This is a genomic window from Microbacterium testaceum StLB037, from assembly GCF_900104345.1.
Taxonomy (GTDB): domain Bacteria; phylum Actinomycetota; class Actinomycetes; order Actinomycetales; family Microbacteriaceae; genus Microbacterium; species Microbacterium testaceum_A.
Genome location: NZ_FNJN01000005.1, coordinates 60,109 through 78,575 on the forward strand (window position 1 = coordinate 60,109; position 18,467 = coordinate 78,575).

General features: G+C 70.0%; 17 protein-coding genes and 3 tRNA genes. 5 read left to right on the forward strand and 15 right to left on the reverse strand.

What is annotated here, in order from left to right; all coding sequences use genetic code 11:
• Positions 1-30: 30 nt before the first annotated feature.
• The 12 genes from panC to tilS form a co-directional block, all read right to left on the reverse strand.
• Positions 31-885 carry a pantoate--beta-alanine ligase gene (gene panC, locus BLS25_RS11700; protein ID WP_074695950.1) on the reverse strand — a complete coding sequence of 285 codons (855 nt, stop codon included), beginning with the start codon at positions 883-885 and terminating at the stop codon, positions 31-33.
• Positions 882-1,604, reverse strand: coding sequence for a DUF2520 domain-containing protein (locus BLS25_RS11705; protein ID WP_056225974.1), 723 nt, complete (start codon positions 1,602-1,604; stop codon positions 882-884). The genes panC and BLS25_RS11705 overlap by 4 nt, the downstream gene beginning before the upstream one ends.
• Positions 1,601-3,187, reverse strand: coding sequence for a PH domain-containing protein (locus BLS25_RS11710; protein WP_074695952.1), 1,587 nt, complete (start codon positions 3,185-3,187; stop codon positions 1,601-1,603). Before BLS25_RS11710 ends, BLS25_RS11705 begins: the two co-directional genes overlap by 4 nt.
• Entirely contained in the window at positions 3,184-3,789 is a 606-nt protein-coding gene (locus BLS25_RS11715; RefSeq protein WP_081349806.1) for a PH domain-containing protein, read from the reverse strand. Before BLS25_RS11715 ends, BLS25_RS11710 begins: the two co-directional genes overlap by 4 nt.
• A complete protein-coding gene (locus tag BLS25_RS11720) occupies positions 3,743-4,228 on the reverse strand; it encodes a DUF3180 family protein (protein ID WP_056225966.1) in 486 nt (161 codons plus the stop codon). The genes BLS25_RS11715 and BLS25_RS11720 overlap by 47 nt, the downstream gene beginning before the upstream one ends.
• Entirely contained in the window at positions 4,225-4,752 is a 528-nt protein-coding gene (gene folK, locus BLS25_RS11725; RefSeq protein ID WP_074695954.1) for a 2-amino-4-hydroxy-6-hydroxymethyldihydropteridine diphosphokinase, read from the reverse strand. The genes BLS25_RS11720 and folK overlap by 4 nt, the downstream gene beginning before the upstream one ends.
• Complete coding sequence (folB, locus tag BLS25_RS11730) at positions 4,749-5,114, reverse strand: dihydroneopterin aldolase (RefSeq protein WP_056225960.1); 366 nt, start codon at positions 5,112-5,114, stop codon at positions 4,749-4,751. The genes folK and folB overlap by 4 nt, the downstream gene beginning before the upstream one ends.
• On the reverse strand, positions 5,114-5,905 hold the full coding sequence (folP, locus tag BLS25_RS11735; protein WP_056225957.1) for a dihydropteroate synthase: 792 nt from the start codon (positions 5,903-5,905) through the stop codon (positions 5,114-5,116). The genes folB and folP overlap by 1 nt, the downstream gene beginning before the upstream one ends.
• The gene (folE, locus tag BLS25_RS11740) at positions 5,902-6,489 is read right to left on the reverse strand and encodes a GTP cyclohydrolase I (protein WP_074695956.1); all 588 of its coding nucleotides are present in this window, start codon (positions 6,487-6,489) and stop codon (positions 5,902-5,904) included. The genes folP and folE overlap by 4 nt, the downstream gene beginning before the upstream one ends.
• Before the next feature lie 6 nt (positions 6,490-6,495).
• Positions 6,496-8,499, reverse strand: coding sequence for an ATP-dependent zinc metalloprotease FtsH (gene ftsH, locus BLS25_RS11745; protein WP_056225950.1), 2,004 nt, complete (start codon positions 8,497-8,499; stop codon positions 6,496-6,498).
• Positions 8,500-8,648: 149 nt separating this feature from the next.
• Complete coding sequence (gene hpt, locus BLS25_RS11750) at positions 8,649-9,200, reverse strand: hypoxanthine phosphoribosyltransferase (RefSeq protein WP_056225947.1); 552 nt, start codon at positions 9,198-9,200, stop codon at positions 8,649-8,651.
• 22 nt (positions 9,201-9,222) lie between these two features.
• A complete protein-coding gene (tilS, locus tag BLS25_RS11755) occupies positions 9,223-10,221 on the reverse strand; it encodes a tRNA lysidine(34) synthetase TilS (protein ID WP_074695959.1) in 999 nt (332 codons plus the stop codon).
• Between the two features lie 203 nt (positions 10,222-10,424).
• Here tilS and BLS25_RS11760 point away from each other — a divergent pair, with 203 nt between their 5' ends.
• Positions 10,425-10,958, forward strand: coding sequence for an inorganic diphosphatase (locus BLS25_RS11760; RefSeq protein ID WP_056225941.1), 534 nt, complete (start codon positions 10,425-10,427; stop codon positions 10,956-10,958).
• Positions 10,959-11,016: 58 nt separating this feature from the next.
• Here BLS25_RS11760 and BLS25_RS11765 read toward each other — a convergent pair whose 3' ends face one another.
• Entirely contained in the window at positions 11,017-12,450 is a 1,434-nt protein-coding gene (locus BLS25_RS11765; protein WP_074695962.1) for a peptidoglycan DD-metalloendopeptidase family protein, read from the reverse strand.
• A 214-nt stretch (positions 12,451-12,664) separates the two neighbouring features.
• Between BLS25_RS11765 and BLS25_RS11770 the strand changes: the two genes are divergently transcribed.
• The 4 genes from BLS25_RS11770 to BLS25_RS11785 all read left to right on the forward strand — a co-directional run bounded on the left by BLS25_RS11770 (position 12,665) and on the right by BLS25_RS11785 (position 15,470).
• Positions 12,665-12,737 (forward strand) — tRNA-Glu (locus BLS25_RS11770).
• Between the two features lie 30 nt (positions 12,738-12,767).
• Positions 12,768-12,841, forward strand: a tRNA-Asp gene (locus BLS25_RS11775).
• A 64-nt stretch (positions 12,842-12,905) separates the two neighbouring features.
• Positions 12,906-12,978 (forward strand) — tRNA-Phe (locus BLS25_RS11780).
• Positions 12,979-13,463: 485 nt separating this feature from the next.
• Positions 13,464-15,470 carry an MDR family MFS transporter gene (locus tag BLS25_RS11785; protein WP_074695964.1) on the forward strand — a complete coding sequence of 669 codons (2,007 nt, stop codon included), beginning with the start codon at positions 13,464-13,466 and terminating at the stop codon, positions 15,468-15,470.
• 82 nt (positions 15,471-15,552) lie between these two features.
• Here BLS25_RS11785 and BLS25_RS11790 read toward each other — a convergent pair whose 3' ends face one another.
• Both BLS25_RS11790 and chrA read right to left on the reverse strand, forming a co-directional pair.
• Positions 15,553-17,136, reverse strand: coding sequence for an AMP-binding protein (locus tag BLS25_RS11790; RefSeq protein WP_074695967.1), 1,584 nt, complete (start codon positions 17,134-17,136; stop codon positions 15,553-15,555).
• 103 nt (positions 17,137-17,239) lie between these two features.
• Entirely contained in the window at positions 17,240-18,433 is a 1,194-nt protein-coding gene (gene chrA / locus BLS25_RS11795) for a chromate efflux transporter (RefSeq protein WP_081349807.1), read from the reverse strand.
• Between the last annotated feature and the right edge of the window lie 34 nt (positions 18,434-18,467).

An 18,467-nucleotide genomic window follows, 5' to 3' on the forward strand; every position in this document is an offset into this window, starting at 1 on the left:
GCCCCGGAGTCACCGGCCGCCCGAGGGCCCTCAGCGCAGCGAGATCTCGGCGTTGTCGATGAAGCGGTGACCGCCGACCGTGGCGGCGATGAGCGCGAACGCGCGCCCGCGGTGCCCGTCGTCGACCGGCAGGAACGTCTCGGGATCGACGACGCTCAAGTACTCCAGCGTGATGCGCTGCTCGCCCATCAACGCCGACTGCGCAGCGGCGATGCAGGCATCGACCCCCAGATCGGCGTTCGAGGCCGCCGCCTCGAGGGCTCGCGGAAGGGCCGCGGCGGCGCGGCGATCGGCGTCGTCGAGCAGCGCGACGCGGCTCGACACGGGCAGCCCGTCGTCGGTGCGCACCGTCGGAACCGTCGCGACATCGATGCCGAAGTCGAGGTCTCGCACCATGCGGCGCACGAGGAAGATGCGCTGCCGATCGCGCTCCCCGTAGACGGCCACGTCGGGTCGAACGAGGTGGAAGAGCTTCGCCTCGACGGTCAGCACCCCGTCGAAGTAGAAGGGGCGCACACGCCCCTCGTAGCGGAGACCCACATCGCCCGCCGAGACGCGGGTCGTCGCCGTTCCCGCCGGGAGGAACTCCGCCGCCGCCGGCGCGAAGATGACGTCGACGCCCAGCTCACCGAGCACGCGCGCGTCGGACTCGGGCGACCGGGGATAGGACGCGGTGTCGTCGGCGGAGCGGAAGCGCAGCGGGTTGACGAAGGTCGACACCACCACGACGTCCGCGCGTTCGCGCGCCTCGCGGATGAGGTCGACGTGGCCGTCGTGCAGAGCGCCGAGGGTGGACACGAGGGCGACGCGCGGGCCGGCGTCCGATCGATCTGCGCCTCGGATCTCGCCGAGTCGGGTGCGCAGATCCTCGAGGGAGCGGATCATCCGTCGATCGTAGCGGTGCCGTCGAGGTCGTCACGGCGCCCGCCCTCGACGAGCGCCTGATCGACACTCGAACGCACGAGGGCCGAGAGGTATGCGCCGGGGTTGTCGATACCGATGCGCTCGAGCAGCGCCGACGACTGCCGGACGATCGAACGAGAGAACTCCGTGGCCGTCGCGATGGCTTCGGCGTACGTCGCCCGGTCGTCCTCGGCGACCACGAGAGGCTCGCACCCCAGCTCGACCGCGAGAGCCTGGGCGATGGGGAGGACAGGGGCCGGTGCGGTCACGGCGGCATACGACTGGGCCAATTGGCGCAGGTCGATCGACGACACCCCTGTGAAGGCCATGGCGGGGTGGATGGCGAGCGGGATGGCGCCGCTCCTCGCGGCGGGATCCAGGACGCGCGATCCGTACGCGGCGTCGGTGTGCAGCACCAGCTGGCCGGGCTGCCACGCTCCGACCTCGGCGAGGCCCGAGACGAGACCCGGGAGCTGGTCGTGCGGAACCGCGACGACCACGAGCTCGCTGCGTCGAGCGACCTCGTCGGCCGTCAGGACCGGCAGGCCCGGCAGGATCGCCTCCACGCGATCGTCGTCCGAGCCGGAGGTGATCCCGGTCAGGGCGTGGCCCGCACCGGCGAGCGCCGCCGCGACGACCGGGCCGACACGTCCCGCGCCGATCACCCCGACGCCGAGGCGCCCGTCGCGACCGGCGCTCATCCGGCCCACCGGTGCGTGCGGTCGATCGCCGCCGCATCGACGCCGGCTCGCGCGGTCCGCTCGAACAGCCCGAGGGCGTCGTCGCGGCCGAGGACGCCGATCGAGGTCTGGACGGTGCCTGCGATCACGTGGGCCACCAGGGTCGCCGTCCCCGTCGCGCGTGCCAACGGGCCCTGATGCAGGCCGATCGACTGCAAGCGGGCGAGCGGAACCACGCTCAAGGACCGCCACACCCACCCGCGGCGCAAAAGCAGGGCGTCCGAGGTCAGAAGCGCGCCGTTCCGCCGCCACGACAGCGGGCGGAGCCACCGGGCGCTCTTCGGGGTCGTCACGTAGGGGTCGTTCTCCACCGGACCCAGGATGCCGTCGCGGAACACGAGTGTCCATTCGTCGCTCGACAGGTCGGGGACGAGGATCCGCAGGACGCGCTCGACATCGGCTCGTGTCCCGATCGGAAGCACCGCGGCCAACTGATCGTTGCTCGTGTCGGTGGAGGACCGCCCCGAGAGTCGGTTCACGGAGACGGTCCACCATCCGAACGGACGCCACATCAGAGGCTGGCGCACCTCGATCGCGTGCACGCGACCCGGCGGCACCACCTCCGACACCGTCGTGAACAAGCCGAAGGTCACGCGCACCCCGTCGGCCGTCGGGGCGATCGAGTACCGCAGTCCCTGGGCGATCGAGCGCACGTAGTACGCGCCGAAGGCGAGGAACATCGGGACCACGGTGAACAGCAGCCACAGTGTCGACAGCGACGCCGCGACGACGATCCCCACGACCAGGGCGACGAGGACGAGGCTCGATCCGCTCAGGACACGGGATGCCACGAGCCGACCGATCGGGATGCGCACGATGCTCTCCGGCTCGGCGTCGGAGAAGTCCTCCCCGTCGACGATGCCCTGCAGCCCCGACCCCACGGCCTCCGCCGCCTGCCGGGCGAGCGAGGCGCGGGCGCCCGGTTCGGTCCGCCCCTCGGCGAGACGCCGGCCCGAGGCGAGACGGAGGATGTCGCCGCGGATGGCCTCGGCGTCCTTCCCCGACAGGTACTCGAGTTTGACGTTGGCATCCAGTCCCGCTCCGACCACCTCGAGCTTCGCGAGCCCCAGCAGGCGGGCGATCATCGGACGAGTCAGGTTGACGCCCTGGACCCGGTCGAGGGGAGCACGACGATGAGTGCGGAACAGCACGCCCGAACGCACCTCGACGTCGTCATCGCTGATGCGCAGGGTGTGGAAACGCCAGGACAGGCGGAAGAGGACCAGCAGCACGATGAGGACGATGAGGGTCGCTCCCCCCGCCACGAGGATCAGGTTGTTCGCGAAGAGGAAGTCGACCGGGTCGGGCGGGAGCTCCCCCGGGGGGATCTCGGTGAAGACCGGGAAGACCCACTGGACGAGACGCTCCCGCAGGTTCGCGACGATCACGCCGATGATCACGAGGAGGGTCAGTCCGCCGCGCAGGAGCGGCGTCAGGGGGTGCAGGCGATGCCACTCGCCGTCGCTGTAGGGCGAACGGACGACCGCTCGCTGCGGCCGGGGCGGCGGGTCGAGGGGCGGTCCCGCCGCGTGCGGGTCGGTCACAGCCCTGTCCGACGGGTCTCGGCGACGGCCACGAGCGTGTCGCGCAGGTGTTCGGCCGCCTCCTGCGTCAATCCCGGGATGGTCACTCCGGTGGAGGCCGCGGCGGTCACGAGCTTGAGCTGGGCGATGCCGAAGCCCCGGTCGAGGGGGCCGTGGGTGATGTCCACGAGCTGCATCCGGCCGTAGGGAACCGCCACGACCCGCTGCCACAGGATGCCCCGGCGGAACACGAGGTCATCGCGACGCAACTGGTACCCGAAGGACCGCGCTTGCCGCGGGGTGATGAAGAGGCCGACGGCGGTGATCAGCAGGATGATCCCGGCCGGGATCCACTGCCACTGCACGCCCGTGATGATCTGGGCGATCACGGCGGCCGCGAGCACGAGCACGAAGACCGCCCCCTGCGAAATCAGCTGCACGCGGACGTACGCGCGGGCGAGCTGATGCCAGGTGCCGTCGCCGAGGGGGAGCCGACGTGACGAGCGCGGTTCAAGGATGCGGTCGTAGGTGGCGTCGTCGAGCACCGTCCGGTCGGCGTCGTCAACGTTGCGGGCCTCAGATTCCGACGGGTCCTGCGGGGGTGTTCCCTGGGGCGTCGTCATCGTCGTCCTTCCGGAGTGTGCAGAGCTGCTCGGCCACGAGTCCCGCGACGACGAGGACGACCGCGCAGACGAGCGTCGCGATGATCGATCCCATCGAGCCTACCGAGGGCACCACCGGCCGGCTCAACAGGAAGGCGAGCAGTCCGCCCGCGAACCCCGCCGCAGCGGCCCCGAGGATCGACGACGCTCTCGCCAGCATCGCGATGCGCACAGCACGGAACGGATCGATCCGTCGCGGGCTCCGCCCGCGCGTCGCCCGGTAGATCGGGATGGCGAGCGCCACCACCACGGCCCCCAGCAGAGCGAGGATCGTCGGCAGACTCGCCGCGGGCGCGAACGTCGGTCGGCCCATCGCGGTGAGGACGGTGTCCAGGAGGAACCCGATCACCAGGCCCGCGACGACGGCGATCGTGAGGATGCCCGCGCCCGTGCGCCTCACGAGAGTCCTCCCCGCAGCGCGACGAGCAGGTCGGCCACGCGGCCCACCCCGGGGATCACGGCATCCGGATCCACGTCGAGCCACGGCGCCAAAACGAACTCCCGCTCGTGCGCGCGGGGGTGCGGGACGACGAGGTCGTCGCGATCGATGCGCTCGTCGCCGTAGGCGATCAGGTCGAGATCGAGGGTGCGGTCACCCCACCGTTCCCGGCGCACGCGCCCGTGTCGGGCTTCGATGCGGTGGAGCGAGGCGAGCAGCTCCCCCGGCGCCAGGCGCGTCTCGAGAACAGCGACGGCGTTCAGATAGCGCGGCGCTTCCTCGTCCTCACCCTGAAGCGTCACGGCCACCGTCTCGATCGGAGCGGACACCCGGACCCCGCTGGTGAGCGGGAGCCGCCGCAGTTCGTCGACCGCGGCGGCGAGGGTCTCGAAACGCTCGCCGAGGTTGGCTCCCAGGGCCACGACCGCGTGGACGGGCGTGGCGCGCGGAGCAGCGTCCATCCCGTGCGCCAGCCGCACGTTCACGGGCGCGACCTCGAGATGGTCACGGCGACATCGCCGAAGGGAACGGGGATGGGAGCCTGCGGCTTGTGCACGGTGATCGTCACCGCGTCCACGCGGCTGTCGGCGAGCACGGCGTCGGCCAGTCGCTGCGCGAGGGTCTCGAGCAGGTCGACCGCCTCGCCCTCGACGATCCGTACGAGGCGCTCGGCGAGTTCGCCGTAGTGCACGGTGTCGACCACGTCGTCGGTCTCGGCCGCGCGCCGCAGTGAGAGCGAGAGGGTCGCGTCGACCACGAATTCCTGCCCGTCGCGCTTCTCGTCGGGGTAGACCCCGTGGTGACCCACGGCACGCACCCCCGTCAGAGTGATCGTGTCGGCATCCATCAGGTCTCCCAAGCGCGGGCGACGGCGAGTGCGTCGCGGGTGGACGGTACGTCGTGCACGCGCACGGCCCACGCGCCGGCGCGGGCGGACAGGGCGCTCGTGACGGCCGTCGCCAGGTCACGGCGAGCCAGGTCGGCGTCTTCGCCGATCGCCTCCGCGAGGAACCTCTTGCGGCTCGTGCCCACGAGCACCCGGAGTCCGAGTGCCGAGATCTCGGGGAGCGCGCTCAACGTCTGCCAGTTCTGCGCTCCGCGCTTGCCGAAACCGATGCCCGGGTCGACGACGAGGCGCGACCGATCGATGCCCGCGGAGAGGGCGGACTCGACCCTTTCAGCGAGCTCGGCGGACACCTCGCGCCCCACGTCGACGTAGTCGGCGCGGGCGTACATCTCCGTCGACGGACCGCGCCAGTGCCCGAGGGCGATGTCGGCATCGGTCTCGGCGACGGCGGCGAGCATGTCGGGGTCGGCCAGCCCACCGGAGACGTCGTTCACGAGCCGTGCGCCCGCGCGGACGGCGGCGACCGCCGTGGCGGCGTTCATGGTGTCGATGCTCACGAAGGAGCCTTCGGATGCCAGGGCCTCGACGACCGGCAGCACGCGCTGCTGCTCGACGCGGGGCGCCACACGCTGGGCTCCGGGCCGGGTGGACTCGCCGCCGACGTCGAGGATCTCCGCCCCCTGGGCGCGGAGGTGGCGAGCGTGGGCGAGTGCGACGTCGGGGTCGAGGTACCGGCCGCCGTCGCTGAACGAATCGGGGGTGACGTTGACGATCCCCATGATGAGTGTCACGCGCGTGCTCCGATCAGCGCCACGAGCTCGGCACGCGCGACGGGGTCGCCGTAGACGCCGCGCGCGGCGATCGTCACGGTCGAGGCGTCGGGCTGTCGGCCCCCGCGCATGGTCACGCACTCGTGCACCGCATCGAGGACGACGAGCACGCCCCGCGCGTCCAGGGCCGAGGCGATGGTGTCGGCCACCTGTTCGCCGAGACGCTCCTGCACCTGCGGGCGGGCGGCGAGGATGTCGATCACCCGCGGCAGGGCGCCGAGTCCGACGACCTCCTCACCCGGGAGGTACGCCACGTGCGCCCGACCGCGGAAGGGGAGCAGGTGATGCTCGCACATCGACCGGAACGCGATGTCGCGCAGCATCACGGCACCCGAGGGGAGGGTGTCCGGCGCCGGGCCGCGCGACACCGAGATGGTGTGCTGCAGCGGGGCGCCGGCATCCTGATTCACTCCCCCGAAGAACTCGGCCCAGGAGTCTGCCACGCGCGTCGGGGTCTGGCGGAGCCCGGGGCGATCGGGGTCTTCCCCGATCGCCTCCAGGAGCTCGCGCACCAGGACGGCGACGCGTCCACGATCGACGGCCACGGCGCCTCAGGCGGTGGCCGGGCGCGTCTGTCCGCTCGGACGGGGCTGCGCCTTGGCGGCGGCCTGCGACTCCGCTTCGGTGGATGCCGCGATGCCGGCGGGCTGCTGACGACGCGGGACCTCGACGGGCGGCTGGGTCGACACGGGGCGGTCCCCCGACGACAGCCACTGCGGGCGCGGCGTCAGACGCTTGACGTCGGTGAAGATCTCGGCCAGCTCGTTGTGGTCGAGGGTCTCCTTCTCGAGCAGCGCCAGCGCGAGGCGGTCGAGCACCTCGCGGTTGTCGTTGATGACCTGGTAGGCCTCGTTGTGCGCCTGCTCGATGAGCGCGCGCACCTGGGCGTCGACGCGCTCGGCGATGCGCTCCGAGAAGTCACGGCCGTGGCCCATGTCGCGGCCCATGAAGACCTCGCCCGACGATCCGCCGAGCTTGACCGGACCGACCTCGTTGGTCATGCCGTACTCGGTGACCATCTTGCGGGCGATGCTCGTGGCCTTCTCGATGTCGTTCGAGGCGCCGGTGGTGGGGTCGTGGAAGACGATCTCTTCGGCGACGCGTCCGCCCATCGCGTACGTCAGCTGGTCCTGCAGCTCGTTGCGGGTGACGGAGTACTTGTCGTCGAGCGGGAGCACCATCGTGTACCCGAGGGCCTTGCCGCGCGGGAGGATCGTGACCTTGGTGACGGGGTCGGTGTGGTTCATCGCCGCGGCAGCGAGGGCGTGGCCGCCCTCGTGGTACGCGGTGATGAGCTTCTCTTTGTCCTTCATCACGCGGGTGCGGCGCTGGGGGCCCGCGATCACGCGGTCGATGGCCTCGTCGAGGGCGCGGTTGTCGATGAGCTGGGCGTTCGAGCGCGCGGTCAGCAGAGCGGCCTCGTTGAGCACGTTCGCCAGGTCGGCACCGGTGAAGCCGGGCGTCTTGCGCGCGACGACCTCGAGGTCGACCGAGTCCGACAGCGGCTTGCCGCGGCCGTGCACCTCGAGGATGCGCTGACGACCCTTGAGGTCGGGGGCGTCGACGCCGATCTGGCGGTCGAAGCGGCCCGGGCGCAGCAGGGCGGGGTCGAGGATGTCGGGACGGTTGGTCGCCGCGATGACGATCACGTTGACCTTGGGGTCGAAGCCGTCCATCTCGACGAGCATCTGGTTCAGCGTCTGCTCGCGCTCGTCGTGACCGCCGCCCATGCCGGCGCCGCGGTGGCGGCCGACGGCGTCGATCTCGTCGATGAAGATGATGGCCGGGGAGCTCTCTTTGGCCTGGTTGAACAGGTCGCGCACGCGGCTCGCACCGACACCCACGAACATCTCGACGAAGTCCGAACCCGAGATGGAGTAGAACGGAACACCGGCCTCGCCGGCGACAGCGCGGGCGAGCAGGGTCTTACCGGTTCCGGGAGGGCCGTACAGCAGCACGCCCTTCGGGATGCGGGCGCCGACCTCTTCGAACTTCTTCGGGTCCTTGAGGAATTCCTTGATCTCGTCGAGCTCTTCGATCGCCTCGTCGGAGCCCGCGACGTCCTGGAACGTGACGGTGGGCGTCTCTTTGGTCACGAGCTTGGCGCGCGACTTGCCGAACTGCATGACCTTGCTGCCGCCGCCCTGGGCGCTCGAGAGCAGCCACCAGAAGAGCAGGCCGAGCAGCACGAGCGGGAGCAGGAGTCCGAGAAGACCGTCGAACCAGCTGGGCTTGGGCACGACGTCGTTGAAGCCGTCGGAGGGGTTCGCGGAGTCGATCGCGGTGGCCACCTCGTTCGCACGGGCCTGGCTGAAGTAGAACTGCACGTCGTTGGCACCCTCGAAGGGCTGCGACAGCTTCAGGTCCACGCGCTGATCGGGGTCGTTGGTGACCACCTGCGTCACGGTGCCGCCCTTGAGCAGGTCGAGACCCTCTTTGGTGGAGACCTGGCGGGCACCGCTCAGGTTCGTGATGAGGGAGAAACCGATGACGAGAAGCAGACCGACCAGCAGAACGTAGATGATCGGATTTCGCGTGATCTTCTTGAAATTCATGGTGGGCGAGCCCAGCCCTTTCGTGATCCTCCGCAGAAATGCGGTCGCATCAGGCTAACGCCCACGGACTATGCCGGGCCTGTGCGTTCGTCATGGGCGTACAAGGCTCCGGATGCCACCGGCCCCTCCGCCGTGGAGACGGCGTGTCGTCAGGAGTAGACGTGGGGTGCGAGCACCGCGACGTCGCGCAGGTTGCGGTAGCGCTCTGCGTAGTCGAGGCCGTATCCGATAACGAAGTCGTTGGGGATGTCGAAGCCCACGTAGCGGCAGTCGACCTCGACCTTCATCGCGTCGGGCTTGCGCAGCAGCGCGAGCACCTCGACCGACTCCGCTCCGCGCGAGGCGAAGTTCTCGAGCAACCAGCTGAGGGTCAGGCCGGAGTCGATGATGTCCTCGACGATCAGCACGTGCTTTCCGGTGATGTCGGTGTCGAGGTCTTTGCGGATCTGCACGACGCCGCTCGAGCGGGTCGACGCGCCGTAGGACGACACGGCCATCCAGTCCATCGACACGTGCATCGGCAGGTGCCGGGCGAAATCGGCCATGACCATGACCGCGCCCTTCAGCACGCCCACGAGGACGACGTCGCGTCCCTCGTAGTCGGCGGCCACCCGCGTCGCCAGTTCGGCGAGCTTTTCGTGGATCTGCTCCTCGGTGAGGAGGACTTCGCTGATGTCGTCGGAGATGTCGGCCGCGCGCATTCGGAAAGTCTACGTCGGCGGATCAGGATGCCGTACGCGCGACGACCTCGATCCGGGCGCCGACGCGTCGGGCGAGGCACCCGGGCAGGTCGATGGGCCCCTGACCCGTCCAGTCGGTCGCCAGACGGGCGACCTCGAGGGTCTGGGTGCGCGAGAGCGAGACGCCGAACTCGCTGTCGACGACATAGCGGATGATCCGGTTGCGCAGAGCGGCGGGGTTCGCGGCGAGGGCGGCGACCGAGATCGAGATCCCCGCCTCAGCGTGCTCGACGATGTCTTCGATCGTCTCGTCGATCATGTCCTGGAAGGCGTCGGCGTCTTCGCGCAGCTGCTCGGCGGTGCGCGCGAGCGCCTCGGCGACGCCCGGTCCGAGCTCGGCCTCGAGCACCGGCAGCACGCGATCGCGTACCCGCACGCGCGCGAACCCCGGGTCGGCGTTGTGGGGGTCGGTCCAGGGGTCGAGCCCCGCGGCCGCGCACGCCGCGACCGTGGTGCGCCGGCGAACCGTCAGCAGGGGGCGCACCCACACCGGGCCCGTGGCATCCCTCCGCTGCGCGGGCATGCCCGCCAGGCTGAGCGCGCCGGAGCCGCGCGCGAGCCCGAGGAGGACGGTCTCGGCCTGGTCGTCGAGGGTGTGTCCGAGCAGGACGAGCTCGGCGCCGAGGTCGGCCGCCGCTTCGGCCAAGCCGGCGTATCGAGCCGCACGCGCCGCGGCCTCGGGCCCGTCGACCGAGCCCACCTCGACCCGCACGACCCGCGCCTCGAGACCGAGACCACGCGCCGCGTTCGCGGCGGCCTCCGCGATGGCATCCGATCCCGCTTGCAGGCCGTGGTCGATCACGATCGCGACGGCACGGATGCCGGCACGCGGCGCCTCGAAAGCGGTCGCCGCCGCCAGCGCCAGCGAATCCGGGCCGCCCGAGAGGGCGATGACGACGGGGCCACCGGCCCGCGGGAGCGCGGCGCGGACGGCGCGGCGCACCTCGGCGACGGAGGGGTCCAGGCCGGAGCGGTGATCCATGCCTCCACGCTATCGCCGGGCCGCGACGCCGCCGCCTGCGCGCCCCCGGACACGACGCAGGAGTTTCCCGCGGCGACGCCTCGCCGCTGCGCCTCGTCACCGCCCGCCGACCGCGAACTCCTGCCGTGTGGCTCCGCGTGGGCGTCACGCGCCCGCCGGACTAGGCTGGGCCGCGGAAATCCACAGATCTAAGGAGCACGAGTATGGGCGCTTTCGACGCCGTCATCGAGATCCCCCGCGGAAGCCGCGTGAAGTACGAAGTCGACCACGGCACCGGCCGTGTCTACCTCGACCGCATCCTCTACACGGTGTTCGGCTACCCCGCCAACTACGGCTTCTTCGAGAACACCCTCGGCGAAGACGGCGACCCGCTCGACGTGCTCGTGCTGCTCGACCGCGACCTGCACCCCGGCATCCTCGCCAAGGTGCGCCCGGTCGGCGTGCTCAAGATGAGCGACGAGGCCGGCGGCGACGACAAGGTCGTGGCCGTGCTCGCGAAGGACCCGCGTTGGGACCACATCCAGGACGTCGGCGACATCGACGAGTGGACCAAGAAGGAGATCTCGCACTTCTTCGAGCACTACAAGGACCTCGAGCCCAACAAGTGGGTCAAGGTCGACGAGTGGGCGGATGCCGCTGAGGCCGAGCGTCTCGTGGCCGAGGCCTTCACGCGTTTCGACGAGCACGACGCTCAGACCAAGACGCAGGGATCCGGAGAGGCGCCGAACACCCTCTGATCTTCTGCAGACGAGAAAACCCCCGGTCCATCGACCGGGGGTTTTCTCGTGGGCTCGGTCAGACCGAGACGCCGCGGGCGCGCAACCAGGGCGCGGGGTCGGTGGTGCCGCCTCCGGGAGGGTAGACCTCGAAGTGCAGGTGGCAGCCGAAGGAGTTGCCGGTCTGACCGGTCGCGGCGATCTGCTGACCGGCCGAGACGCGCTGACCGTACGAGACGTAGATGCCGCCGTTGACGATGTGGCCGTAGCCCGTTCCCGAGCCGTCGTCGTGCTGGATGCGGATGTAGTTTCCGAAACCACCGTTGACACCGGCGTAGGTCACTCGACCCGAGGCCGCGGCGTAGATGGGCGACCAGCAGCTGGCGCCGAAGTCCAGTCCGAGGTGCCACGTGCTGGCGCAGTAGCTGGAGTTGCACTGGCCGGAGCGGGGGCCGTAGCCCGACGACGTGTAGGCCGACGAGGGACGAGCCCAGCCGGATCCGCCGACGCTTCCGCCGCCACCGCCACCTCCGCCACCGCCGCCTCCGCCGCCGCCTCCGCCACCACCGCTGTTCTGGTTGTTGCGGGCTTCCTGCTCACGGCGGGCACGCTCGGCCGCGTCACGGGCTGCGGCCTCTTCGCGGGCCTTGCGCTCGCGCTCTTCGCGTGCCTTGCGCTCGGCTTCGACGCCGGCCTGGTAATCAGCCACGGTCTTGGCGGTCGTGTCCTGGAGGGCGGCGAGCTGCGCCTCGAGCACGGCCTGGTTGGCCTGCTGCGCGGCGAGGGCCTCCTGGGCCGCCTGGGCCGCCTGCTGAGCGGCGGCCATCTTCTCTTCGGCGATCTTCTGCAGACGGTCGCGCTCGGCCCGGGCGTCGTTGGCCTGGTTGCTGAGGTTCTTCGCGTTGTCGCGCGCCGAGACGGCCGCGGCGTACACCGACTTGTTCCGCTCGAGCAGCTTGTCCATCGTGCCGAGCTTGGCGAGCAGGTCGTCCGCGGATGCGGCCGAGCCCGAGAAGAAGAGGTCGAGCGAGGTGTCGTCGCCGCCGGAGCGGTACAGCTGCGCGGCGACCTTCCCGGCCTTGCTGGCGGCATCCGTCGCCTTCGCCGCTTCGGCATCGGCCTGCTGCTGAATCAGCTGGGCCCGGTAGTCGGCATCCTGGAAGGCCTGCTGTGCGGCGTAGTACTCGTCGGAGCGGGCCTGAACCTCGGCCTGCGTGCGGGCGACCTCGGACTGCAAGCCCTGGATCAGCCCCTGGATGCGCGAGATCTCGCCGGCCTTCGCTGCTTCGTTGGCCTTGGCCGCCTGCACGTCATCCCACGAGGGGTAGTCGGCGGCGACGGCGGGAGAGGCGAAGCCGGACGTCGCGGCGCCGAAGGCACCCAGAGCGACAGCGCCGAGGGCGCCGTACTTCAGCGCACTGCGCCGGTCGAAGGTGGGCCACAAACGCCGCTGTTCGCTCGCCGTGGGGGCGCAGCCGCAGTCGTCAGTCTTATCAGGGGGCACGAGCGTCACGGGACTACCTCATCTCACCGGGTCGCAACTCGGCTAACAGTAGCAACACGAGTCACACGCACAACAGGGCGAGTTCCCGCTGCCGCGGCCCATCCTGCGCCCTCGACACGCGCGGGAGCCGCACGCCACGCCCCGAATTGGCAATCTCCGAAGATGTGAAGTAGGCTCGGTCGTCGGCAAGCGAGGATGAAATCGCAAGGTTTCAGGCTCATCCGGCCCCATCGTTTAGCGGCCTAGGACGCCGCCCTTTCACGGCGGTAGCACGGGTTCGAATCCCGTTGGGGTCACTTTCCGGTGAAGTACAATTGAAAATGCATGGCCCTGTAGCGCAGTTGGTTAGCGTGCCGCCCTGTCACGGCGGAGGTCGCGGGTTCAAGTCCCGTCAGGGTCGCTCCACAGCGACGGGCCTTCTTTCGAGGAGGCCTTTCGTCTAGGAAGCGGCAGACATGCCGCTCGGCTCTGTAGCTCAGTTGGTAGAGCGCACGACTGAAAATCGTGAGGTCACGGGATCGACGCCCGTCGGAGCCACACGGATGATCATTACAGTCATCCCAGAAACCCTCGCCTAGCTTCTACATGGCGGGGGTTTTGCTTTTCCCGGATGCCGCTCTGCGTCGGCCTCCCTCACTCGCTTCCGCCTCGCGAGCCGGCGTCTCATGCCGCACCGAGAACAGGACACGCGTCGAGAACAGGCCGTTCTCCGCGATGACGCCCTGTTCCCTTGGCGTCCCGTGCTCTCGTGACGGCCCCGCTCCCCGCAACCGGCCCCGGCGCCGCACCCGCGGCGTGCCGCGCGGCGCCGCCCGCATAGCGTCCCCACAGCCGCGAGTGGTTCCGGACGCCGTCAGACAGCGCTACTATTTGTTGACTTTTAGCAAACACCTGGCGCTCGACTGAGCTTTCCCGAGCCGTCCGCCAGGCCTTCTCACGAAGAGGCCCCGATGTCAGACATCACCACTCGAACCAGGCGCGCCCACACTCCGCCCCCCGCCACGGGCGGCACGAACACCGTCATGACCCACCGCATGATCATGTTCGTGATCTTCGGCCTCATGGCCGGCATGTTCCTCTCCGCCCTCGACCAGACCGTGGTCGGCACCTCGATCCGCACGATCGGCGACGACCTGCAGGGCCTGAGTCTTCAGGCCTGGGTGACGACGGCCTACCTGATCGTGTCGACCATCTCGACGCCGATCTACGGCAAGCTCTCCGACATCTTCGGTCGGCGCCCACTGTTCCTCATCGCCATCCTCATCTTCATCATCGGATCGGTGCTCGCGAGCTTCTCGACCTCGATGGTCGAGCTCGCCGCCTTCCGCGCCATCCAGGGCCTCGGCGCCGGTGGACTGATGTCGATGCCGCTGGCGATCATGGGTGACATCCTCGCCCCGCGCGAACGCGCGAAATACCAGGGCTACTTCCTCGCCGTCTTCGGCATCTCCAGCGTCATCGGCCCGCTCGTGGGCGGTCTGTTCGCCGGAGCCAGCCAGATCCTCTTCATCACCGGATGGCGCTGGGTCTTCCTCATCAACGTGCCGATCGGCATCGTCGCGCTTGCGATCGTCTGGCGCTTCCTCCACATCCCCAAGCAGCCGCGGCACTCGGTGCGCATCGACTGGTGGGGCGCCACGACGGTCATCGTCGCGCTCGTCCCGCTTCTCCTCGTGGCCGAGCAGGGTCGCGAGTGGGGCTGGGGCTCGCCGATCGCGATCGCCTGCTACGTCATCGGCGCGCTCGGCATCCTGGCCTTCGTCATCGCCGAGACCGCGATGAAGGACGACGCGCTCATCCCGCTGAAGCTCTTCCGCTCGCCGACGTTCTCGATGGCGACCATCATCGGTGTGCTCGTCGGCTTCGGCATGTTCGGAGCGATGCTGACCCTGCCGCTGTACCTGCAGCTCGTGCTCGGCTCCTCGCCGACGCAGAGCGGGTTCGAGATGCTGCCGATGATCCTCGGCCTGATGATCGCCTCGATCGCGAGCGGTCAGATCATCGCGCGCACCGGTCGCTACCGCATGTTCCCGATCCTGGGCACGGCGCTGATGTCGGTCGGCTTCTTCCTGCTGACGTTCCTGAAGTACGACAGCCCCTACTGGCACGTCGCGATCGCGATGCTCGTCATCGGCCTCGGCCTCGGCCAGCTGATGCAGACGCTGACCATCGCCAGCCAGAACTCGGTGGGCCTGCGCGACATGGGCGTGGCCACGAGCGGATCGACGTTCTTCCGCCAGATCGGTGGAACGCTCGGCACCGCGGTGCTGCTGTCGCTGCTGTTCACGCTCATGCCGACGAACATCATCGGTTCCTTCGCCGACCGCGCGACGCTCACCGATGCTCTCGACGCGGCCCTCGACCCCACCGTGGCCTCGGCCCCCGCGAACGAGAAGATCATGTCGGGCATCTACACCCCGATCGTGTCGAAGATCGTCGAGGGGACCACGACGCAGCTGCAGGCCGGGGTGAAGCAGGCTCAGGATGCCGCGACCCAGGCCGTCACGGAGCAGGTCGCGGCAGGTCGCATCCCGGCGTCGGCGCAGGCCGCCGCCACGCAGGCGGCCGTCGCCCAGGCCATCACCGCGGCCACGACGCAGATCCAGCAGCAGGTGCCGGTCGCGCGCGTCTCGTCCGACGGCACGGTCAGCCTGGACTTCTCGGATGCCGCGCAGCGTGCGGCCTTCGTGGACACCGCGGCCACGACGATCGAGGACCAGTTCACCGCGGGTGACGAGAACACCTCGATCGGCGGTTCGACGCTCGACGACACCTCGTTCCTCGTGGAAGCCGACGCGCGACTGACCAAGCCGTTCCTCGTCGGCTTCAACTCCTCGGCGACGACGGTGTACTGGACCGCGATGGGCGTCGTGCTGCTGGCCTTCGTGCTGTCGCTGTTCTTCCGCACCCCGCCGCTGCGGTCGAAGTCGGCCCTGCAGGAGGCCGCCGACGAGCGCCGCGGCAAGGACAAAGAGGACGAGCGCGCCGAGGAGGCCGCCGCCCAGACCGGCGCGTTGATCGCTCCCTGAGCGGCGATCACTCCGAAGAAGAAGGGCGGGGTCGTCGTGAGACGCCCCGCCCTTCTCGCGTCCGCCACGGGACGAGGTGACCTCACACGGTCTCGCGGGCTCGCAGGTCCTTGCGCAGGATCTTCCCCGAGGTCGACTTGGGGATGACGTCGATGAACTCGACGCGGCGCACCTTCTTGTGCGGGGCCACCTCGCCGGCGACGAAGGCCATCACGTCGTCGGCGCTCAGACCGGCCTCGGGGGCGGCCACCACGAACGCCTTCGGGATCTCCTCGCCGTCGTCGCCGCGAACGCCGATGACGGCGGCATCCTGGATCTTCGGGTGCGACAGCAGCAGGGCCTCGAGCTCTGCCGGAGCGATCTGGTACCCGTGGTATTTGATGAGCTCCTTGAGCCGGTCGACGATCGTGAAGTACCCGTCGACGTGGTGGACGCCGATGTCTCCGGTGTGCAGGAAGCCGTTGGCATCCAGTGTCTCGGCGGTGGCGTCCGGACGGTTGAGGTAACCGAGCATGACGTTGGGGCCGCGCACCCAGATCTCTCCGGGTGCCGTGAGGCCGTCGTCGCCGTGCTCCTCGAGGTCGGCTCCGGTCTCCGGATCGACGAGCCGCCCCTCGCAGTTCGGGATGAGCACGCCCACCGAGCTGACCGGCATGTCGGTACCCGCCGGGATGGCATGCGACACCGGGCTCAACTCGCTCATGCCGTAGCCCTGATAGAAACGCGCGCCGATGCGCCGCCCGGCGGTCTCGGCGGTCTCGCCGTCGAGCGGAGCCGCTCCCGAGAAGACGCTGTGCACGCTCGAGAGGTCGAACTGGTCGACGGCGGGGTGTTTGGCCAGGGCGACGGCGATCGGCGGGGCGATGAAGAGGAACGTGCACCGGTGATCCTGCACGGTGCGCAGGAACTCCATCAGGTCGAACCTCGGCATGGTGACGAGCGTCGCGCGCTGGCGCAGCGCGAGGTTCAACAGCACCGTCATCCCGTAGATGTGGAAGAAGGGCAGCACGGCGAGCACCCGATCGTCGCGGGCGATCTCGATGACGGCCCGGCACTGGTGCACGTTCGCGACGAGGTTGCGGTGCGAGAGCATGACGCCCTTGGGGACCCCGGTGGTGCCGGACGAGTACGGCAGCACCGCGATGTGGGTCGCGGGGTCGAAGCTCACCTCGGGCGGGGTGCGGCCCTCGCCCACCAGCGAGCGCAGATCGGGGTGCCCCTCCGCGCCGTCGAGCACGATGACGCGCTCGTCCGGGATGCCGACGGCGCGCGCGGCCTGATGCGCCTGCGGCAGCAACGGCGACACGGTCACGAGCCAGGTGGCCGCGGCATCCCTCAGCTGTTTCTCGATCTCGTTCGCCGTGTACAGGGAGTTGATCGTGGTGATGATCGACCCCGCACGCAGGATGCCGTGGAACACCGTCGCGAACGCGGGGACGTTCGGGCACAGCATCGCGACGACGGTCTCGGTGTCGGCACCACGGGCGGCCAGGGCCCCGGCGAACGCGTCGACCTGGGCGCGGAGGGCGCGGTAGGTGGTCTCGGCACCCCCGGCGGGGTCCACCAGCGCGACGCGATCGAGATCGGACTCCTCGAGCGATGCGAAGAGATAGTCGTAGATGCTCTGGTCCGGGATCTCGATGCTCGGGTACGGGCTCTGGAACACGGTTCTCTCCCTCGAAAACTGCCGCGGCGACGGTGCCGTTCGCTCATCCTGGCATCCGTGGGACGCGGTGTCATCCCGGACGGGACCGGCTCTCGGCGCCCGCTCAGGTGAAGCCAAGCACCACGCCCCCGACGGCCCCGACGATGACGACCGCCCACGCCGGAACGCGGAACGCGGTGAGCAACACGAATCCGACCACCGCGAGCAGAAACGATCCCGCACCGGTGACGGCGGTCGTGAAGACGGGAGCGTAGAGAGCGGCACCGAGGATGCCGACCACGGCCGCGTTGGCCCCGCGCATCGCGGCGCGCACGCGGGGCTTGGACCGCACCGCATCCCAGAACGGCAGGACGCCGGTGAGCACGAGGAAGCCCGGCACGAAGATCGCGGCGAGCGCGAGGGCCGCGCCCGCAATCCCCCCGGGACCGACGGAGGACACCGCACCGAGATAGGCGGAGAACGTGAAGAGCGGGCCGGGCACCGCCTGGGCGGCGCCGTACCCCGAGAGGAACGCCTCGGGCGAGACCCACCCGGTCTCGACCACCCCCGCCTGCAGCAGGGGCAGCACCACGTGGCCGCCGCCGAACACCAGGGCACCCGAACGGAAGAATGCGTCGATCAGGGCGGCCACCCCCGACCCGGTAGCCGCCGCGAGCACGGGAAGGCCCACCAGCCCGCCCACGAAGAGGACCAGACAGGTCACGGCGACGACGCGGGGCACGCCGAACGACGGTAGCGCCGGCGCAGAGGGCTCGACGACACCGCGCAGGAGCGCGAGCCCACCGAGCACCCCGACGGCGAGAGCCCCCAGCTGCCCCGGAGCCCCCGGAAGGAGCAGCGCGAGGGCGAGGCCGACGACAGCGATACCCGCCCGCGGGGCGTCGGGCGCGAGCGTGCGGGTCATCCCCCACACGGCCTGGGCGACGATCGCCACCGCCACGACCTGCAGACCCGAGATCACGCCGGCGGCGACGGGGCCGCCGAGCACGGCGGCTCCCCCGGCGAACGCGACGAGAAGGACGGCGGAGGGAAGGGTGAAAGCGAGGAATGCGGCGAGCGCGCCGAACACTCCGGCCCGCTGGAGCCCCATCGCGAAGCCCACCTGGCTCGAGGCCGGACCGGGGAGGAACTGGCAGAGCGCCACGAGATCGGCGTACGCCCGGTCGTCCATCCACTTCCGGCGCACGACGAGGTCGTCGCGGAAGTACCCGAGGTGCGCGACGGGCCCACCGAACGAGGTGAGGCCGAGACGAAGGAAGGCGAGGAACACCTCGCGGACGGAACCGGACCGCTGCACCGACCCATCCTGGCGCAGCGGGGGAAACGACGGG